This window comes from Actinokineospora lacus (assembly GCF_053813445.1).
Window position 1 is genome coordinate 71,895 of sequence record NZ_JBQERA010000013.1, and the last position, 20,376, is coordinate 92,270.

Below are 20,376 nucleotides of genomic sequence, written 5' to 3' on the forward strand. Positions count from 1 at the left end.
AGACCGATGTCGGACGACGCCAAGCTGCTCGAATACCTCAAGCGGGCGACCGCCAACCTGCGGGAGACGCGCCGCAGGCTGGACGAGGTGGAGTCGGCGGCAAGGGAGCCGATCGCCATCATCGGGATGGCCTGCCGCTTCCCGGGTGGCGTGGAGTCCCCGCAAGACCTGTGGCGGGTGGTGGCCGCGGGCGAGGACGTGGTGTCGGACTTCCCGGTCGACCGGGGGTGGGACCTGGACGCGCTCTACCACCCCGACCCCGGTCACGCCGGGACCTCCTACACCCGCCGCGGCGCGTTCCTGCACGACGCGGCCGAGTTCGACGCCGGGTTCTTCGGGATCAGCCCGCGTGAGGCGCTGGCGATGGACCCGCAGCAGCGGCTGCTGCTGGAGACCTCCTGGGAGGCGGTCGAGCGCGCGGGCATCGACCCGGTCGCGCTGGCGGGCAGCCGCACCGGCGTCTTCGTCGGGTCGATCGGCCAGGACTACGCCTCCCTGGTCTCCCGCGCCCCGGCCGACGTCGAGGGCCACGTGCTGACCGGCAACGCCACCAGCGTGCTGTCGGGGCGGGTGTCGTACACCTTCGGGTTCGAGGGCCCCGCGATCACGGTCGACACGGCGTGCTCGTCCTCGCTGGTGGCCATGCACCTGGCCGGGCACGCCCTGCGGACCGGCGAGTGCTCGCTCGCGCTGGCGGGCGGGGTCACGGTCATGGCCACCCCGGGCGTGTTCGTGGAGTTCTCCCGGCAGCGCGGCCTCGCCGCCGACGGGCGGTGCAAGTCGTTCGCGGACGCCGCCGACGGCACCGGCTGGGGCGAGGGCGCCGGGATGCTCCTGCTGGAGCGGCTGTCGGACGCGCGGCGCAACGGCCACCGGGTGCTGGCGGTGGTGCGGGGTTCCGCGGTGAACCAGGACGGCGCGTCGAACGGCCTGGCAGCGCCGAACGGTCCGGCGCAGCAGCGGGTCATCCGGGCGGCGCTGGCCGGCGCGCGGCTCGCCGCGTCCGATGTGGACGCGGTGGAGGCGCACGGGACCGGGACGACCCTGGGTGACCCGATCGAGGCGCAGGCGCTGCTGGCGACCTACGGGCAGGACCGGGACGCTCCGTTGTGGCTCGGTTCGGTGAAGTCGAACCTGGGTCACACGCAGGCCGCCGCGGGTGTCGCAGGCGTGATCAAGATGGTGCAGGCGATCCGGCACGGAGTGCTGCCCCGGACCTTGAACGTGGATGATCCCTCGTCGCATGTGGACTGGTCGGCCGGCCGGGTCGAGGTGCTGACCGAGACGCGGGACTGGACGGTCGACCGACCGCGCCGGGCTGGGGTGTCGTCGTTCGGGATCAGCGGGACAAACGCGCACGTGATCGTGGAGCAGGCGCCCGATGAGGAGGGGGTGTCGGAGGGGGAGCCCACGGAGTTCCGTGGGGTGGTGCCGTGGGTGGTGTCGGCGAAGTCGACCACCTCGCTGGACGCGCAGGTCGGCAGGCTCCGGGGCGTGGATGCCTCAGCGGCCGATGTCGGTGCGGCTCTGGTGGGCCGTTCGGCGTTCGCGCACCGGGTGGTGTTGTTGGATGGTGTTGAGGTGGCGCGGGGTGTGGTGTCGTCGGGTCGGTTGGGTGTGGTGTTCCCGGGTCAGGGTGCGCAGCGGTTGGGTATGGGTCGGGGGTTGTATGGGCGTTTCCCGGTGTTCGCCGAGGCTTTTGATGAGGTGTGTGCGCATTTTGATGCTGGGTTGCGTGGGGTGATGTGGGGTGGGGATCAGGGTTTGCTTGATCGGACTGGGTGGGCGCAGCCCGCGTTGTTCGCGGTCGAGGTGGCGTTGTTTCGGCTTGTGGAGTCGTTTGGTGTTCGTCCGGATGTTGTGGTGGGGCATTCGGTGGGGGAGATTGCCGCTGCTCATGTGATTGGTGAGTTGGGTTTGGAGGCGGCGTGTCGTTTGGTGTCGGCGCGGGCGTCGTTGATGGAGGCTCTGCCGTCGGGCGGGTCGATGGTTGCTGTGCAGGCGACCGAGGATGAGGTTGTGCCGCTGCTTGATGAGGGTGTGTCGCTGGCGGCGGTGAATGCTCGTGACTCGGTGGTGATCGCGGGTGAGGATGCTGCGGTCGCTGGGGTCGTGGCGGCGCTCGGGGAGCGGCGGTCGACGCGGTTGCGGGTGTCGCATGCTTTCCATTCGCCGTTGATGGACCCGATGGTTGAGGAGTTTCGGGCTGTCGCGGCGTCGGTGTCGGATGATCCTGAGCGTTGGGTGCGCAATGTTCGGGACACGGTGCGGTTCGCGGACGCGGTTGAGGGGATCGCGGTCGGTCTGGAGCTTGGGCCGGGAATCTTGTCCGGCGTGATGTCGGTGCCGTCGTTCCCGGTGCTGCGCAAGGACAGCGGCGAGGAGACCAGCTTCCTCACCGCACTCGCCCAGCTCCACGTCACCGGAACCGGGGTCGACTGGGCCGCGGCCTTCGCCGGGACCGGTGCGCCGGACGTCGAGCTGCCCACCTACGCGTTCGACCGCAGGCGGTTCTGGGTGGACGTCGAGCACCCGCTGCTCGGTGCCGCGATCGAGCTGGCCCCCGACAGCGGCACCGTGCTCACCGGCAGGCTCGCGCCGTCCGCGCAGCCCTGGCTGGCCGACCACGTCGTCAGCGGCACCGCGCTGCTCCCCGGCACGGCGTTCGTGGAGCTGGCCCTCCGCGCGGGTGAGGAGGTCGGCTGCGACCGGATCGATGAGCTGACCCTCGAAGCGCCGCTGGTCATCCCCGAACGCGGCGGGGTCACCGTGCAGGTGCTCGTCGCCGCGCCGGGTGACGACGGCGCCCGCGCCGTGGAGGTGCACTCCCGGGCCGAGGACGCCCTGGCCGGGTGGGTCCGCCACGCCCAGGGCGTCCTGTCCGCGGCCGACCCGGTTCCGGGCACGGGCTCGCTCAGCGGCCACTGGCCGCCCCCGGACGCCGAGCCGATCCCGGTGGACCGGCTCTACGACCGCTTCACCGACCACGGCTACACCTACGGACCGGCCTTCCAGGGCGTCCAGGCGGTCTGGCAGCGCGGCGACGAGCTGTTCGCCGAGGTGGCGCTACCCGAGGCGCAGCGCCATTCCGCCGGGCGCTACCGCGTGCACCCCGCGCTCCTCGACGCCGCGCTGCACCCGCTCGCGGTGACCGTCGTCGACCAGGACGAGCCCACCACGCCGGTGCTGCCGTTCGCGTGGAGCGGCGTCACGGTGCGGGCGGTGGGCGCGGCCCGCCTGCGGGTCCACCTGACCCGGCGCGCGGGCGAAGTCGGCGTCGAACTGGCCGACGAGGCCGGGCACCCGGTGGCCGAGATCGCCGCACTGGCCATGCGCCCCATGACCGCCCCGACCACGGCCCCCGACGGCCTGTTCGAGGTGCGCTGGCTGCCTCAGCCGTCGTCGGACAGCGCCGCGCCCCCGACCACCGCCGTGCTCACGTCCGCCCACCTGCTCGCCGCGCCGCTTCCCCCGGTGGTCCTCGGCGGTCCGACCGCCGAGCACGTGGCGGAGCTGGCCGATCTCGTGGACCCGCCCGCGGTGGTGTTCGCCCCCGTCACCGGCGGATCGGGCGATCCGGCCGCCTCGACGCACGAGCTCGCCGCGCGTGTCCTGCGGTTGCTGCGGGAATGGCTGGCCGAGCCGCGGTTCGCCGAGTCGCGGCTGGTGGTGCTCACCCGCGGCGCGGTGGTGGCCGTCGACGGTGACGAGCCCACCGACCTCGCCGCCGCGGCGGCCACCGGCATCGTCCGGTCGGCGCAGTCGGAGAACCCCGGCCGGATCACCATTGCCGACGTGGACGACGCCGAGGAGTCCCACCGCCGCCTCGCCCGCGCGGTCACCGGCGACGAGCCGCAGCTGGCCGTGCGGGCGGGTCGGGTCCTCGCCCCGCGCCTGGCCAGGGCCGAGCCCGCGGCGGGCGACCCGGTTCGCTTCCACCCGGACGGCACCGTGCTGGTCACCGGCGGCACGGGCGGCCTGGGCCGGGTCGTCGCCCGGCACCTGGTGACCGGGCACGGCGTCCGGAACCTGCTGCTGGTCTCCCGGCGGGGCCCTGACGCCGACGGCGCCGCGGCGCTGGAGGCCGAGCTGACCGGCCTGGGGGCGGCGGTCCGGATCGCCGCCTGCGACATCGCCGACCGGGACGCGCTCGCCGCGGTGCTCGCGGGTATCCCCGTCGACCGTCCGCTGACCGGTGTCGTGCACGCGGCTGGTGTGCTGGATGACGGTGTGGTGGGCTCGTTGACTCCGGAGCGGGTGTCGGCGGTGTTGCGTCCGAAGGTGGATGCCGCGGTTGTGCTGGACGAGTTGACCCGTGATCGTGACTTGACCGCGTTCGTCCTGTTCTCCTCCATGGCCGGGGTGTTCGGAGCCGCCGGTCAGGGCAACTACGCGGCGGGCAACCTCTTCCTCGACGCCCTCGCGCAGCGGCGAAGGGCCGACGGCCTGCCCGCCCTCTCCCTCGCCTGGGGCTTCTGGGACCAGACCGGCTCGATGACCGCCCGCCTCTCCGATGTCGACCGCGAGCGGCTGGCCGCCGCCGGGATCGCCCCGATGTCCGTGCCGCACGGGCTGGCGCTCCTCGACGCGGCACTCGGCGCGCGCGGACCGGTGGTGGTGCCGGTGCGGCTGGACCTCGCGGCGGCGCACCCCGACCACCTGCCGCCCATGCTGCGCGGCCTGGCGCGGTCCCCCCGCAGGCGGGCGGCCGCGGCAGTGGCGGAGCCCGCGGCCCGCCCCACCGAGCTGCCGCAGGTGGTCGACCTGGTGCGGGCGCAGGTGGCCGCCGTGCTCGGCCACGCGGGCGCGCGCGACGTCGAGGTCGAGCGCCCGTTCACCGACCTGGGCTTCGACTCGCTGACCGCCGTCGAGCTGCGCAACCGGCTGGCCGCGGCCATCGGGCTGCGGCTGCCCGCGACGCTGGTCTTCGACTTCCCGACCGTCGGCGCGCTCGCCCGGCACGTGCTCGCGGAGCTGGGCGGCGCCGCCGCAACCGAGACCACCTCCCCCCAGACCGCCCCCGGTGACGACGACCCGATCGTCATTGTCGGCATGGCGTGCCGGTACCCGGGTGGCGTCGACTCCCCGGACGCCCTGTGGGACCTGGTCGCCACCGGCGGCGACGCCGTGTCCGGGTTCCCCGCCGACCGGGGCTGGGACCTCGACGCGCTCTACGACCCCGACCCGGAGCGGTCGGGGCGGTCCTACACCCAGCAGGGAGGTTTCCTGCACACCGCGGCGGACTTCGACGCCGGGTTCTTCGGGATCAGCCCGCGCGAGGCGCTGGCGATGGACCCGCAGCAGCGGCTCCTGCTGGAGGTGTCCTGGGAGGCGCTGGAGCACGGCGGCATCGACCCTGCCCACCTGCGGGGCAGCCGGACCGGCGTGTTCGCCGGGGTGATGTACCACGACTACGCGACCCGGTTGTCCGCCGTGCCCGAAGAGGTCGAGGGCTTCGTCGGCAACGGCAACTCCGGCAGCGTCCACTCCGGACGCATCGCGTACACCTTCGGGTTCGAGGGCCCCGCGATCACCGTGGACACGGCGTGTTCGTCGTCGCTGGTGGCCCTGCACTGGGCCATGCAGTCGCTGCGGTCGGGGGAGTCCTCGCTCGCCTTGGCGGGCGGCGTGGCGGTGATGGCCACGCCGGGGGTGTTCGTCGAGTTCTCCCGCCAGCGCGGGCTCGCCGCCGACGGGCGGTGCAAGTCGTTCGCGGAGTCGGCGGACGGCACCGGGTGGGGCGAGGGCGTCGGCATGCTCGTGCTGGAACGCCTCTCCGACGCCCGACGCCACGGGCACCGGGTCTTCGCCGTGGTGCGGGGCACCGCGGTGAACCAGGACGGCGCGTCCAACGGCCTGACGGCGCCCAATGGTCCGGCGCAGCAGCGGGTCATCCGCCAGGCACTGGCGAACGCCGGGCTGTCCGTGTCCGATGTGGACGCCGTGGAGGCGCACGGGACCGGCACGACCTTGGGCGACCCGATCGAGGCGCAGGCGCTGCTGGCGACGTACGGGCAGGACCGGGACGTCCCGTTGTGGCTCGGTTCGGTCAAGTCGAACCTGGGCCACACCCAAGCCGCGGCCGGGGTGGCCGGGGTGATCAAGATGGTGCAGGCGATGCGGCACGGGGCCCTGCCGAGGACCCTGCACGTGGACGCGCCGTCATCGCACGTGGACTGGTCGGCGGGTCGGGTGGAGCTGCTGACCGAGGCGCGGGAGTGGCCGTCATCCGACCGCCCGCGCCGCGCCGGGGTGTCCTCGTTCGGCGTCAGCGGCACCAACGCGCACGTGGTGCTGGAGCAGGCCCCCGTGGAAGACGACCCGACCACTGGCGACGACGGCGCGCCGTTGCTCCTTTCCGCCCGGTCGGCGACCGCTCTGCGCGCCCAGGCGACCCGGCTGGCGGACTACCTGGACACCCACCCCGACGCGACCGGGGTGGCGCGGACGTTGGCGGGGCGGGCGCTGTTCGAGCATCGCGCGGTGGTGCTCGACGGTGTCGGGTTGGCGGCTCTGGGTCGGGGTGAGCCGCACGCGGAGGTGGTGGCGGGGTCTGCTGTGGGTTCGGGTGCGGTGTTCGTGTTTCCTGGTCAGGGTTCGCAGTGGGTGGGCATGGGGTTGGGCTTGGTTGGGTCTTCTCCTGTTTTCGCGGAGTCGATGGCGCGGTGTGGTGTGGCTTTGTCGGAGTTTGTGGAGTGGGATCTGTTGTCTGTTCTGGGTGATGAGGAAGCTCTTCGGCGGGTTGATGTGGTGCAGCCTGTGTTGTGGGCGGTGATGGTGTCGTTGGCGCAGTGGTGGCGTGCGCATGGTGTGGAGCCGGTGGCGGTGGTGGGCCATTCGCAAGGGGAGATCGCCGCCGCTCACGTGGCCGGGGTTCTGTCGTTGCGGGACGCGGCTCGTGTCGTGGCGTTGCGCAGCAAGCTGATCGGGGAGCGGTTGTCGGGTCTGGGCGGCATGGTGTCGGTGTCACTGGGGGCGGAGGGCATCGCTGATCGGTTGTCGCGGTGGGAGGGTTTGTCGGTCGCCGCGGTGAATGGTCCGGGTTCGGTGGTGGTGTCGGGGGAGGACGCCGCGTTGGATGAGTTGATCGTTTCGTGTGAGTCCGATGGTGTGCGGGTGAAGCGGGTCGCGGTGGATTACGCGTCGCATTCTGTGCAGGTGGAGTTGTTGCGTGAGCCGTTGTTGGGGTTGTTGGCCGAGGTTTCTCCAGAGCCTGCGCGGGTTCCGGTGTATTCCACCTTGACCGGGGGGCTGCTGGATCGGCCGATGGACGCCACCTATTGGGTGGAGAACCTGCGGCAGACCGTCCGGTTCGAAGAGGCTGTGCGGGCCGCGATCGCCGACGGGCACGCCATTTTCGTCGAGAGCAGCCCGCACCCGATCATGCTCCCGGCGGTGGAGGAGATCGGCGCGGCGGCAACGGTCGCTTCCCTGCGGCGGGGGGAGGACGGGCCCCAGCGGGTGCTGCGCTGCCTCGCCGACGGGCACGTCCACGGCCTCACCGTCGACTGGGCCCCGATCGTCGGCCCCGGCCCGCGTGCCTCCGTGCCGACCTACCCGTTCGAGCACCGCAGGTACTGGATCGACGGCCGCGCCGACGCGAACGTCGCCGATGTCGGCCAGCTCGCGGCCGACCACCCTCTGCTGGGCGCCGCGGTGGAGCTGCCCGGCGACGGCGCAGTGGTGCTGACCGGCAGGATCTCGCTGTCGTCGCACCCGTGGCTGGCTGATCACGCGGTGAACGGCACGGTGTTGTTCCCCGGCACGGGTTTCATGGAACTGGCGGTCCGGGCTGGTGACGAGGTCGGCTGCGACCGTGTCGAGGAGCTCACCCTGGAACACCCCCTCGCCCTGCCCGAGCGGGGCGGGGTCGCGGTCCGGGTCGTGGTCGGCCCGGCCGACCGGTCCGGCGCCCACCCGGTCGAGATCCACACCCGCGCCGACGACCGGGACTGGCAGCGCCACGCCACCGGAACCCTCGCCACCGGCGCCCAGCCCGCCGCCGAACCGGAGAGCTGGCCCCCGGCCGGGGCCGAACCCGTCGACACCGACGGCATGTACGAGCGGTTCGCCGCCGCGGGCTACGGCTACGGCCCGGCGTTCCGGGGCGTGCGGGCCGTGTGGCGGCGCGGCGATGAGGTGTTCGCCGAGCTGGCGCTGCCCGACGAGGCAGGCGCCGCCGACGGCTTCGGCCTGCACCCCGCCCTGCTCGACGCCGCGCTGCACCCCGTGCTGCTCGTCGCGGGCACCCCGACCACCCCCGTGCTGCCGTTCGCCTGGAACGACGTCGTGGTGCACGCCACCGGCGCGACCCGGCTCCGCGCCCACATCGCGCACCGGCCGGACGGGACGCGGGTGCGCCTCGCCGACGGCGCCGGGCGTCCCGTGGCCACCGTCGCGTCGCTGACCACGCGTCCCCTTTCGGCCGCGGGCGCCCCCGACGGGCTGTTCACGGTCGACTGGACCGCCGTCGGCACCGGCCCCCGGCCACCGCGGGTCGCGCTGCTCGGCCCGGACGCCTTCGGGCTCGCGGACCGGCTGCCGCTCGCGCCCGACGCCGACCTCGTGCTCGCCGCCGTCACGAGTGCCCCCGGCGACCTCGCCGAGGCGACGCACGCGCTCACCGCCCAGGTGCTCGACCTGCTCCAGCGGTGGTTGGCCGAGCCCCGACCGGCGGGCGCCCGGCTGGTGGTGCTCACGCGCGGCGCGGTCTCGGCGGACGGCGACCAGGTCACCGACCTCGCCGCCGCGGCCGGGTGGGGCCTGGTGCGCTCGGCGCAGGCGGAGAACCCCGACCAGATCGTGCTCGCCGACATCGACGAGCACCCCGCGTCGGTGCCCGCGCTGCTCGGCGCGATCACCTCGGGCGAACCGCAGGTCGCGGTGCGGGCCGGGCGCGTGCTGGCGCCGCGCCTGCGCCGGGCCGCGGGCGGTGAGCCCGGGCCCGGTTTCCCGCCGCACGGCACCGTGCTGATCACCGGCGGCACCGGCGGGCTCGGCGCGGAGGTGGCCCGGCACCTGGTGACCGGCCACGGCGTCCGGAACCTGCTGCTGGTCTCCCGTCGCGGCACGGACTCGCCCGGCGCCGACGACCTGCGCCGCGAGCTGGTCGAGCTGGGCGCTGACGTGGCGATCGCCGCGGCTGACGCGTCCGACCGGGCGGCCATGGCCGCGGTGCTCGCGGGTATCCCCGTCGACCGTCCGCTGACCGGTGTCGTGCACGCGGCCGGTGTGCTGGATGACGGGGTGATCGGCTCGCTGACCTCGGAGCGGGTGTCGGCGGTGTTGCGTCCGAAGGTGGATGCCGCGGTTGTGCTGGACGAGTTGACCCGTGATCGTGACTTGACCGCGTTCGTCCTGTTCTCCTCCATGGCCGGGGTCCTCGGCGCCCCGGGACAGGGCAACTACGCCGCCGCCAACGCGTTCCTCGACGCCCTCGCCCGGCGGCGGCGCGCCGACGGCCTGCCCGCCGTGTCGGTGGCGTGGGGGTTCTGGGAGCGGCGCAGCGGCATGACCGCCCACCTGAGCAGCGCCGACGAGAACCGGATGTCCGGGGCGGGCGTCGCGCCGCTGACCGTCGAGCACGGGCTCGCCCTGTTCGACGCCGCCCGGCACGCGGCGGGGGACGGCCTGGTGGTGGCCGCGCGGCTCGCGCTCAGCCGGATCACCGCCGTGCCGCCGCTGTTCCGGGGCTTGGTCCGCCCGTCCACCAGCAGGCCGACCTCCGGGGCCGCGCCCGAGTCCGCCGACCTGCCGCGCCGCCTGTCCGCCCTCGCACCCCCGGACCGCGCGCGCGAGCTGCTGGTGGTCGTGCGCGCCCATGTGGCGGCCGTGCTCGGGCACGCCGACCCCGCCGACGTCCCCGCCGACCGGGTGTTCACCGAACTCGGCTTCGACTCGCTGACCGCCGTCGAGCTGCGCAACCGGCTGGCCGCGGCCACCGGGCGGCGATTGCCCGCGACGCTCGTGTTCGACCACCCCACCCCGGACGCGCTCACCACCCACCTGCTCGGCGCGCTGTTCGACGGGCACGAGGTCGAGCAGGCGCCCACGGCCGCGCCTGCCGGTGACGACCCAATCGTGATCGTCGGCATGGCGTGCCGGTACCCGGGGGGCGTCGACTCCCCGGCCGCCCTGTGGGACGTGGTCGCCTCCGATGTCGACGCGGTGTCGGGCTTCCCCGCCGACCGCGGCTGGGACCCGGACCCCGACGACACCTACCCGCGCCGCGGCGGGTTCCTCTACGACGCGGCCGAGTTCGACGCCGGGTTCTTCGGGATCAGCCCGCGTGAGGCGTTGGCGATGGACCCGCAGCAGCGGCTGCTGCTGGAGACCTCCTGGGAGGCGGTCGAGCGCGCGGGCATCGATCCCGTGTCGCTGCGGGGTTCCCGGACCGGGGTGTTCGCGGGGGTCATGTACTCCGACTACGCCACCCGGCTGCGGTCGGTGCCGGAGGACTTGCGGGGCTTCATCGGCAACGGCAGCGCGGGGAGCGTCGCGTCGGGCCGCGTCGCCTACACCTTCGGCTTCGAGGGCCCGGCCGTCACGGTCGACACGGCGTGCTCGTCGTCGCTGGTGGCGATGCACTGGGCGATGCAGTCGCTGCGGTCGGGAGAGTGCTCGCTGGCCCTGGCCGGTGGCGTGACCGTGATGGCCACGCCAGGGGTGTTCGCGGAGTTCTCCCGCCAGCGCGGCATGGCCGCCGACGGCCGCTGCAAGCCGTTCGCCGACGCCGCCGACGGCACCGGGTGGGGTGAGGGTGTCGGTGTGGTGGTGTTGGAGCGGTTGTCGGACGCGCGGCGCAACGGCCACCGGGTGTTGGCGGTGGTGCGGGGTTCGGCGGTGAACCAGGACGGCGCGTCGAACGGCTTGACCGCGCCGAACGGCCCCGCGCAGCAGCGGGTGATCCGTCAGGCGTTGGCGAGCGCCGGGCTCTCGCCGTCGGATGTGGATGTGGTGGAGGCGCACGGGACCGGGACGACTCTCGGTGATCCGATTGAGGCGCAGGCGTTGCTGGCGACGTATGGGCAGGATCGGGATGTGCCGCTGTGGTTGGGTTCGGTGAAGTCGAACCTGGGTCATACGCAAGCTGCCGCGGGTGTCGCTGGTGTGATCAAGATGGTGCAGGCGATGCGGCATGGTGTGCTGCCGCGGACGCTGAACATCGATCGGCCGTCGTCGCATGTGGACTGGTCGGCGGGTCGGGTGGAGTTGTTGGTCGAGGCGCGGGAGTGGTCGGGTGATCGGCCGCGTCGGGCGGGTGTGTCGTCGTTCGGGGTGAGCGGGACGAATGCGCACGTGATCCTTGAAGCGGGGCCTGAGGTCCAGGTGGCTTCGGGTGGGCGTTCCGGGGTGGTGCCGTGGGTGGTTTCGGCGAAGTCGGTGTCCTCTGTGGATGGTCAGGTGGAGCGGCTTCGGGCGGTGGACGCCTCGCCTGGGGACGTCGGCTGGTCGTTGCTCTCTCGTTCGTCGTTCCGGCATCGGGTGGTGTTGTTGGATGGTGTTGAGGTGGCGCGGGGTGTGGTGTCGTCGGGTCGTTTGGGTGTGGTGTTTCCGGGTCAGGGTGCGCAGCGGTTGGGTATGGGGAGCGGGCTTTATGGGCGTTTCCCGGTGTTTGCCGAGGCTTTTGATGAGGTGTGTGCGTATCTTGATGCTGGGTTGCGTGGGGTGATGTGGGGTGGGGATCAGGGTTTGCTTGATCGGACTGGGTGGGCGCAGCCCGCGTTGTTCGCGGTCGAGGTGGCCCTGTACCGGCTCGTGGAGTCGTTCGGGGTTCGTCCGGATGTTGTGGTGGGGCATTCGGTGGGGGAGATCGCCGCTGCTCACGTGACCGGTGAGTTGGGTTTGGAAGCGGCGTGTCGTCTGGTGTCGGCGCGGGCGTCGTTGATGGAAGCTCTGCCGTCGGGTGGGTCGATGGTCGCCGTCCAAGCGACCGAGGACGAGGTCCTTCCCCTGCTCGACGACCGCGTGGCGCTGGCCGCTGTGAACGCCCGCGACTCCGTGGTGATCTCGGGGGAGGACGCGGCAGTCACCGACGTGGTGGAGCGCCTGGGCGGGCGCCGCTCGACAAGGCTCCGCACCTCGCACGCGTTCCACTCGCCCCTGATGGACCCCGTCCTGGCGGAGTTCCGCGCTGTCGCGGAGGCGGTGTCGGACGACCCCGAGCGCTGGGTGCGCAACGTCCGGGACACCGTGCGGTTCGCGGACGCCACCGAGGGGATCGACACCGCCCTCGAGCTGGGCCCCGCGGTGCTGTCGGGCGTGCTGGCGGTCCCGTCGTTCCCCGTGCTGCGCAAGGACGTCGACGAGGAGACCAGCTTCCTGACCGCCCTCGCCCACGTCCATGTGACCGGCTCGGACGTGACTTGGACCTCAGCGCTCACTGGCGCCCGCCACGTGGACCTGCCGACCTACGCCTTCACCCGCGACCGGTACTGGCTCGACGGATCGGACGTGGACTCTTGGCTGTACGAGGTCTCCTGGGTCCAGGTGCCCGTACCGGCCCCCGCTCCGCACGGCCCTTGGCTGCTCGTCATCCCCGAGGGCCACACCGGGAACCCCTGGGTGAGCGCCATTCACAGCGCACTGGACGCCCGAACGACCGTGCTGGAGTGGAACGACACCCACGCCGACCCGCGGGAGCTCGCCGAGCACATCCCCACTGACATCACCGGCGTGCTGTCCCTGCTCGACCTCGCCGACGACGCCCCCACCGCCGTCAGCGGCCTGGTCAGCCTCATCCAAGCCCTGGTCGCCCGCGGTACCAGCGCCCGCCTGTGGTGCGCCACCCGCGGCGCGGTGACCACCGCCCCGTCCGACCCCATCACCAGCACCGCGGGCGCGATGCTCTGGGGCATCGGCCGCGTCGCCGCACTCGAACACCCCCAACTCTGGGGCGGCCTCGTGGACCTCCCCGCCGCACCCACCCCCCAGCGGCAGGTCGGCCCACTCGTGGGTGAGTCGAGAGTCGATCTGGCCGCCACTGTCGCTGCCCGGCAGCTGGTCGGTCTGCTCACCGGCAGCCCCGGCGAGGACCAGGTAGCGCTCCGCGACGGCGTGGCGCTCGGCCGTCGCCTGGTCCCCGCCGTCCTCCCTGCCACCGCCGCGCGGGAGCCCGACTGGGACACCGTGCTCGTCACCGGCGGCACGGGGGGCCTCGGCGCGCGGTTCGCCCGCTGGGTGGCTGAGCGCGGCGCCCGCCACGTCGTGGTGTGCAGTCGGAGCGGAGCCGAGGCCGACGGGGCCCACCGGCTGGTCGCCGACCTCCGCGCCCGTGGCGCCGAGGTCACCGTCGCCGCGTGCGACGTCGCCGACCGGGACGCGCTCGCCGCGGTGATCGCCGAGATCCCGCGCCCGCTCACCGCGGTCGTGCACGCGGCGGGCGTCGGTGACCCGGCCCTGCTGGTCGACCTGACGCCCGACGGCCTGGCCCAGGTCATGGCCGCCAAGGTGGCAGGCGCGGTGAACCTCCACGAGCTGACGCGCGACCTCTCCGCATTCGTGCTGTTCGCCTCCGGCGCCGGTGTGTGGGGCGGTGGCGGGCAGGGCGCCTACGCGGCCGCCAACGCCTTCCTGGACGCCCTCGCCCACCAGCGCCGCGCCCAGGGCCTGCCCGCGACGTCCATCGCCTGGGGCCCGTGGGCCGGACCCGGCATGGCCACCGCGAGCGGCACCGGCGACCAGCTCCGTCGACGCGGCCTCACCCCCATGCCACCCGACGCCGCGCTCACCGCGCTGCACCGCGCCCTCGGCGCCGACGCCACCACCACGACTGTCGCCGACATCCACTGGGACCGCTTCGCCACCGGGTTCACCTCCGCCCGCCCCAGCCCTCTGCTCGCCGAACTGCTCGGACCCCGCATCGGGGACCCTGCCCCGACGGTCGCCCACCGCGCCGCGAACTCGGTCGGGACGTCCGCCCATCACACCGCGGGTTCGGCTGGGGCGCCCGCCTATCGCGCCGTGGAGTCGGCCGGGATGTCTGCTGATCACACCGCAGGCTTGGCTGGGGCGCCCGCCTATCGGGCCGCGGACCCGTTCGGAATCTCCGATCACCACCCCGCCGACTCGGTCGGGACGCTCGCCCACCGCGCCGTGGATCGAGCCGGAACGCCGGCCCATCGCACCGCGGGCGCGGGCGGAACACTCGTGCACCGGGCCCCGGGGGAGCTGCTGGACCTCGTGCGGGAGCAGGTCGCCGCCGTGCTCGGCCACGCCGAGCGCGTCCCGGCCGACGCGGACCTCACCGACCTCGGCTTCGACTCCCTCACCACCGTCGAACTGCGCGACCGGCTCCGCGCCGCGACCGGCATCGGCCTGCCCGCCGCCGCGCTGTACGACCACCCCACCCCGGCCGCGCTCGCCACCCTGCTCCAGGCCGACACCGCGGGGCAGGCCGCGGAAGACCTCGGCGTCGCCGCGATGTTCCGGCAGGCGAGCGCCACCGGCCGCCTTGACGAGGGCATGGCGCTGCTGAGCGCCGCCGCCCGACTCCGCGACGGGTTCGAACGGGCCGACGAGCCCGCCGAGGTCGTCGCCCTGGCCGCCGGGCCCGCGCCCCGGCTGGTCTGCTTCCCGTCGATGCTGCCCGCCTCGACCGCGCACCAGTACGACCAGCTGGCCCGCGCACTGGCCGGGACCCGCGATGTCCACGCGGTCGCCCTGCGCGGCTTCGGCGCAGGCGAACCCGTCCCGGCCACCCTGGCGGCCTGCGTCGCCCTCTACGCCGACACGGTTCTGGCCACCACCGACTCCCCGCCCGTCCTGGTCGGCTACTCCGCGGGCGGCTGGCTGGCGCACGCGGTCACCGCGCACCTGGAGCAGGCGGGCCACCCACCGGCGGCCCTGGTCCTCATCGACACCTACGCGCTCGGCCCCGACACCGGCGTCCAACACGAACTGGCCACCCTCATGCGGACCCGCACGGGAATGCTCGACGGCCTGGACAGCACCCACCTGACCGCCGCGGGCCGCTACCTCACCCTCTTCACGGGCTGGCTGCCCACCCCCGTCACCACCCCCACCCTCACCCTCCGCCCCCACGACCTCCTCGGCCCCGCCCACTGGCCCCAGCCACACGACCGGCTCGAAGTCCCCGGCGACCACTTCTCGATGATGACCACCCACGCCCGGCACACGGCGACCGCCATCACCACCTGGCTGGACACCCTGGAGGACCACCCCGCCCTCCGCCGCCCCGCCTGACGCCGCACGGAGGGGACGCGGTGGCTGGGAGCACGTGGGTAAGGCCGTCGGTACGCCAAGGACGAGTACGGCGATCTTCGCGCACGTCACCCAGGGCGCGGACTCCTCCGCCGGAGGCGTCCTGCACCCCACCGCCAGGTCGGCTCCCGCGACCCGGTGGCACCGCCGTCGCCAGCCCGGCCGCTGGGGACGGCAGCGCGGAGCACGGCGCAGCCGAGCAGTCCATCGGCGAACGCCCGCCGCCGGAAGGGACCGGCCGTGAGGACGAGGACGCGACGTCCGCGGACGACGGTGACGGCGCAAGCGGTGTGGCGGCTCTGGCTGGGGAAAGCCGAACGGCCGCGCTCTCATCGAGGCGCGGCCGTTCTCATCGCCCTTGGTCGATCGGGGCGGACAGGTGGACCGAGGTGGCTAGTGCCTGCTTGGGAAGAGGCAGCTGTAGTTCAGGGGGAGCAGGCTCACGAAGGTTCCGCCCGCTCCGGTGCAGATCTTGCGGGCCTCCTTGGCGCGGCGGTTGCTGAAGTCGAGCGGGTTGAACACGCAGGTGTAGACCACCGGGTTCACGTCCAGGTACAACACGCCGCCGGTCGCCAGGCACAGCGCGGTCGCGTTTTCCATGCCCGAGCCCGGGCCGGTCACCGGCGGGAGGGCCGTGTTCTCGCAGCTCGCGTGGATGTCGGGGTCGGGCGCGGGGCCCTGGCAGGTGTCGATGCCGTCGCTGCCGTCGAGGCTGTCCTGGCTGCCGTCGTTGGACGAGCCGATGAGGGTGTCGTTGCCCGCGCTGCCGGAGATCGTGTCGATGCCGAGCCCGCCGGAGAGGGTGTCCGCGCCGAGGCCGCCGGTGATGGTGTCGTTGCCGTCGCCACCGTCGATCGTGTCGTCGTAGGCCGAGCCGGTGATGGTGTCGTTGCCGCCGTTGCCGTTGATCGTTTTGCCGGGGTCGGTGCCGCCGCAGTCGATCGTGTCGTTGCCGGGAGTCCCGGTCACGACCGTGTCGGTCTGGGTGACGCCCGCGCTCACGACGCAGTTGATGGCGGCGTAGGCGGTCGAGGGGACGACTGCCCACAAAACCGGCACCGCGAGGGCTCCTGCCAGTGCGGCGGCCATTCCCCGGCGGACCTGTCTCTGCTGAATACTCATGTCGCCATTCCTGAAACCAATTTGAGCGATGACCCGCACGGGACGCGGCGCGCCAGCGGGACTGAGGTCATGTTCGCGCACACCAAAAGACCTCGGTTCGTGATCTGCTTTCCGCGATTGTCGCGGGCAATGTCACGTCACCGAGGTCCGGGGTGCAGATAGCCACGTTACTCCTGCGGCAGGAAAGATCAAAACGTTGTCCCCCGAATGGCCGTACTCAAACCGGCCCGGGCACCAGCGTCCATTCCGCTGCACGGAAACCAGTGGTGGTTGCGGCGCGGCAGCGCCGATGGCGGCGACGCCCCCGATCCCTCTCGCCGCATCGGGGGTGATCCGGGGCGCGGCGAAAGTGCGGTGCGCCGAGGCGGTCATGTCCGTGTGGAGGCACGGAACGTGCGTCGGTAGTCCTGCGGGCTGACTCCGACCACGTCGCGGAAGCGCTCGCGGAACGTCGTGGCGGAGGGAAAGCCGACGAGCGCGCCGACCCGCTCGACCGGGGTGTCGGTCGTCTCCAGCAGGTGCTGGGCTCGGCTGACGCGGTGGCGGGTGAGCCAGCGCAGCGGCGTCGTCCCGGTCTGCCCGCGGAACCGGCGGGTCAGCGACCGGGTGCTCATGGCGGCGTGCTTGGCGATGTCGGCGAGGGTCAGCGGCTCGGCGGAGTTGCGCGCCAGCCACTCCAGCAGCGAGGCCAGGGATGTGCCGTCGGGCAGCGGCGGTGCGTGGTCGATGAACTGAGCCTGGCCGCCGTGGCGCTCCAGCGCCGCCACGCAGGTCCGGGCGGTGCGCGCGGCGACGGCGGCGCCGTGGTCGGCGCGCACGAGGTGCAGGCAGAGATCGATGCCCGCGGCGGCCCCCGCCGAGGTGAGCACCTGGCCGTTGTCGACGAACAGGACGGCCGGGTCGACATCGATCGCCGGGTAGCGCCGGGCCAACTCGGCGGCCGCGGCCCAGTGGGTGGTCGCTCGAAGCCCGTCGAGGAGTCCTGCCGCGGCCAGGACGAACGCGCCCGCGCAGATGGAGGCTATCCGCGCGCCCGCGTCCGCCGCGGCGCGCAGCGCGTCGAGCACCTCGGCGGGGAGCTCGCCCCGCAGATCGGCGACGCCGGGGACGATGACGGTTTCAGCGGCTGCCACGGCATCCAACCCCCACGGCGCTCTCAGCCGGAACGCGCCTGCGTCGATGTCGCCGCCGATCGAGCAGACCCGAACCTCGTACCCGGCCTCGCCGCCCACCCGCGTTCGACCGAACACCTCGATCGGCGTCGACAGGTCGAACGCCACCACCCCGTCAAGCGCCACCACAGAAACGACGTGCACCGCACCATTACTACCGGGTGTGGCCAGAAACCGTCGACATGTGTCGTTCTCGCCACTCTCGTCGCGCCAGCCGACCTCATAGCGTCCTCGCCGAACCGCCGCGACCCAAGAAAGGCTGCACGTCACGATGACAATCGTCGTTCCACTGCTGATAGGCCTCGGTTACGTCCTGGTGATGTCGCTGGTCCCAGAGCCCGCCAGGCGCCGCCTGAACGCGGTCATGGTCGCCGGTGCGGGCGCGGCGTACCTCAGCGGCGGCCTCGGCCCCATCGAGCTGGCGTTCACCGCGACGATGACCTATCTCGCCTACCGGGGTCTGGAATCCTGGCAGTTCATCGGCCTCGCGTGGCTGCTGCACACCGCGTGGGACGTGGTGCACCACCTCAAGGGCGCGCCCATTCTGCCCTTCGCTGAGCACTCGTCCCTAGGCTGCGCCATCTGCGACCCCGTCATCGCCATCTGGTGCCTGGCTGGAGGCCCCTCCGTGACCGAGTGGGCTCGACGGCCCCGTGGCGACTCCGGCGGCCCCAGATCAAGTCCGTCCACGGCCAGTGGCGGCTCACCGGGGTGACCAGTCGCCCGCCTGGCTGTCCGCATCGGCGCCTGCTTTGCTGTCTACCGCTTGTTGTCGCCGAGGGTCCGGATCAGGCTCGCTTCGGTCTCCCTGCCGAGGGCCTCGAACGCCAGCTTCGCCAGTGGGGTTGCCAGCTTGGCGGCACCGTTGAAGGTGACCACGGCTCGGTAGGTGATATCGCTGCTGCCGGGTGTGGCACCGGGGACGACAGTGATGTCGTCAGAGGTCGTCGCGGTCTTGTTCTTGCCCTCGAACACTAGGCGGTTCGGCTGGCGGGTTACGAGTTCGTATGTCAGTCGGGTTTCTTGGCCGAGGAACTTGGACACGTTGCGCCACGTCGAGCCGATCCGTACCGGGCCGGAGTCGATTCGGTCGCACGACACCGTGCCAGGGTCCCACTCCACGGTCCTGGAGAAGTCTTCGAGGTAGGCGATGACAGCTTCCGCCGACTTGTCGACCGAGAATTTCCGGATCACGGCAACCACTTCTGTCCACTCCGTTCGACAACCTGAAAGCACACCGAGCCGTGCCATACCGTCGGGTTCCGCGGCAGTTCTGCCAACGATAGAGCCGAGACTACCAAGGCAGACGGCGACTCCGCTTGACGTGCTCCGGCATCGAACACACTTTCCATGCGCAACGGTCACGCACCGGTCGCCGAATGCGGAACCTCATCGCAAACGGGATGTCGGCCTCAGCGGCAGCGCGGACGATCGACTGCCGCCCGCTCGTGGTCATCACGACGACGCGGTGGACGCCATCATCCGCACCATGACCACAGAGGACTTGACCGGCGAGATCGTCCACATCGGAAACGAAACGGGCACACCAACATCGCCCCCCTCATCCTCGAGGTCGCCGACTTCGCCCCCCGACCTCGATTTCCGCCCGCCGGGCCGACCCCGGCGCCGCCTGACCCGACGCGCCGCCGCGTGACGGTGCTCGGCGGACCCGGCCGGGCGCCGTTGGTCCGTTCGCCGGTCCCACGTCTGGTCTATCCCCGGTGTCAGGGGTCCGCCTTACCCTGTGCCGCGGGCTGGGCACCGTGCCCTCTGGGAGCCCGACGGGAATTCACCGGAGGCTTCAGTGCGCCGATTTACGACAGGTCTCGCCGTGCTCGTGCTCGCGGTCACCGCGGCCGCACCCGCGGCGGGGACCGCGCGGGTGCTCACCACCCAGTCGCCCGCGCCTGCCGGGCTCGACCGGCTCGACCAGACGGCGTTCCCGCTGAGCAACTCCTACAGCTACGCCTCGGAGGGCACCGGGGTGAACGTCTACGTCATCGACTCCGGCCTCCGGATCACCCACCAGGAGTTCGGGGGCCAGGCCCTCAACGGCTGGGACTGCGTGGACAACGACCCCATCGCGCAGGACCCCTTCGGCCTCGGCACGCACATGGCCGCCATCGTGGCCGGGACCACCCACGGGGTGGCGAAGGACGCCACCGTCTGGGGCCTGCGGTTCAGCGGCGGGAGCACGCCGCTGCCCTGCCTGTCCTGGGTGCAGGCCAACGCCGTCGCGCCCGCCGTGGTCCTGTTCCCGCAGGCGGGGTTCGCCAACGCCGCGATCGACGCCGCGGTCAACCAGCTCATCGCCGCGGGCATGACCGTGGTGGTGGGCGCGGGCAACAGCAACGCCAACGCCGTCGCCTACTCGCCCGCCCGGGTTCCCGGGGCCATCACCGTCGGCGCTCTCACCGCCGCCGCCGCCGACACCCGGGCCCCGTTCTCCAACTACGGCGCGAGCGTGGACGTCTACGCCACGGGCATGGGCGTGCTCTCGGCGTTCACCTCCAGCGACACGTCGGTGGCGACCCTGAACGGCACCGGCCAGGCCAGCGCCTACGCGGCGGGCGCCGCCGCCCGCTACCTCCAGCTGTTCCCGACCGCCACCCCGGCCCAGGTGCACGCCGCCATCGTCGGCATGGCGACCCCGACCAGCTGGGGCGGCAACATCCTGCACCTCCCGTCCTGGCTGTAGTCCCCTCCCGGGGGGGCACACGCTAGCCCGGTTTGGCCTGTGACCCGGGTTGGGCGGTGTGCCCTTCTGGGAGCCTGTTTTCAGGAGATTTCACAGGGGACCACCCACTCTGAACTCGCGTCTCTGAAACGTTGGTATCCCATGAGTACCGCGCCCAGCTGA

6 protein-coding genes are annotated in these 20,376 nt (G+C 72.7%); 3 read left to right on the forward strand and 3 right to left on the reverse strand.

The features are described from left to right. Positions 1-6: 6 nt before the first annotated feature. Positions 7-15,204 carry an SDR family NAD(P)-dependent oxidoreductase gene (locus ACTG9Q_RS27385; protein WP_455575796.1) on the forward strand — a complete coding sequence of 5,066 codons (15,198 nt, stop codon included), beginning with the start codon at positions 7-9 and terminating at the stop codon, positions 15,202-15,204. 411 nt (positions 15,205-15,615) lie between these two features. Here the strand turns inward: ACTG9Q_RS27385 and ACTG9Q_RS27390 are convergent, their stop codons facing one another. Beyond that, entirely contained in the window at positions 15,616-16,344 is a 729-nt protein-coding gene (locus ACTG9Q_RS27390) for a calcium-binding protein (RefSeq protein WP_455575797.1), read from the reverse strand. A 368-nt stretch (positions 16,345-16,712) separates the two neighbouring features. Beyond that, positions 16,713-17,660, reverse strand: coding sequence for a GlxA family transcriptional regulator (locus ACTG9Q_RS27395; protein WP_455575798.1), 948 nt, complete (start codon positions 17,658-17,660; stop codon positions 16,713-16,715). 127 nt (positions 17,661-17,787) lie between these two features. Here ACTG9Q_RS27395 and ACTG9Q_RS27400 point away from each other — a divergent pair, with 127 nt between their 5' ends. Beyond that, positions 17,788-18,231 (forward strand): DUF6010 family protein, encoded by a 444-nt coding sequence (locus tag ACTG9Q_RS27400; RefSeq protein WP_455575799.1) that lies wholly within the window; start codon positions 17,788-17,790, stop codon positions 18,229-18,231. A gap of 44 nt (positions 18,232-18,275) precedes the next feature. Here the strand turns inward: ACTG9Q_RS27400 and ACTG9Q_RS27405 are convergent, their stop codons facing one another. Beyond that, positions 18,276-18,719, reverse strand: coding sequence for an SRPBCC family protein (locus ACTG9Q_RS27405; protein ID WP_455575800.1), 444 nt, complete (start codon positions 18,717-18,719; stop codon positions 18,276-18,278). A gap of 628 nt (positions 18,720-19,347) precedes the next feature. Here ACTG9Q_RS27405 and ACTG9Q_RS27410 point away from each other — a divergent pair. Further along, positions 19,348-20,214 (forward strand): S8 family peptidase, encoded by an 867-nt coding sequence (locus ACTG9Q_RS27410; RefSeq protein ID WP_455575801.1) that lies wholly within the window; start codon positions 19,348-19,350, stop codon positions 20,212-20,214. Positions 20,215-20,376: the final 162 nt, after the last annotated feature.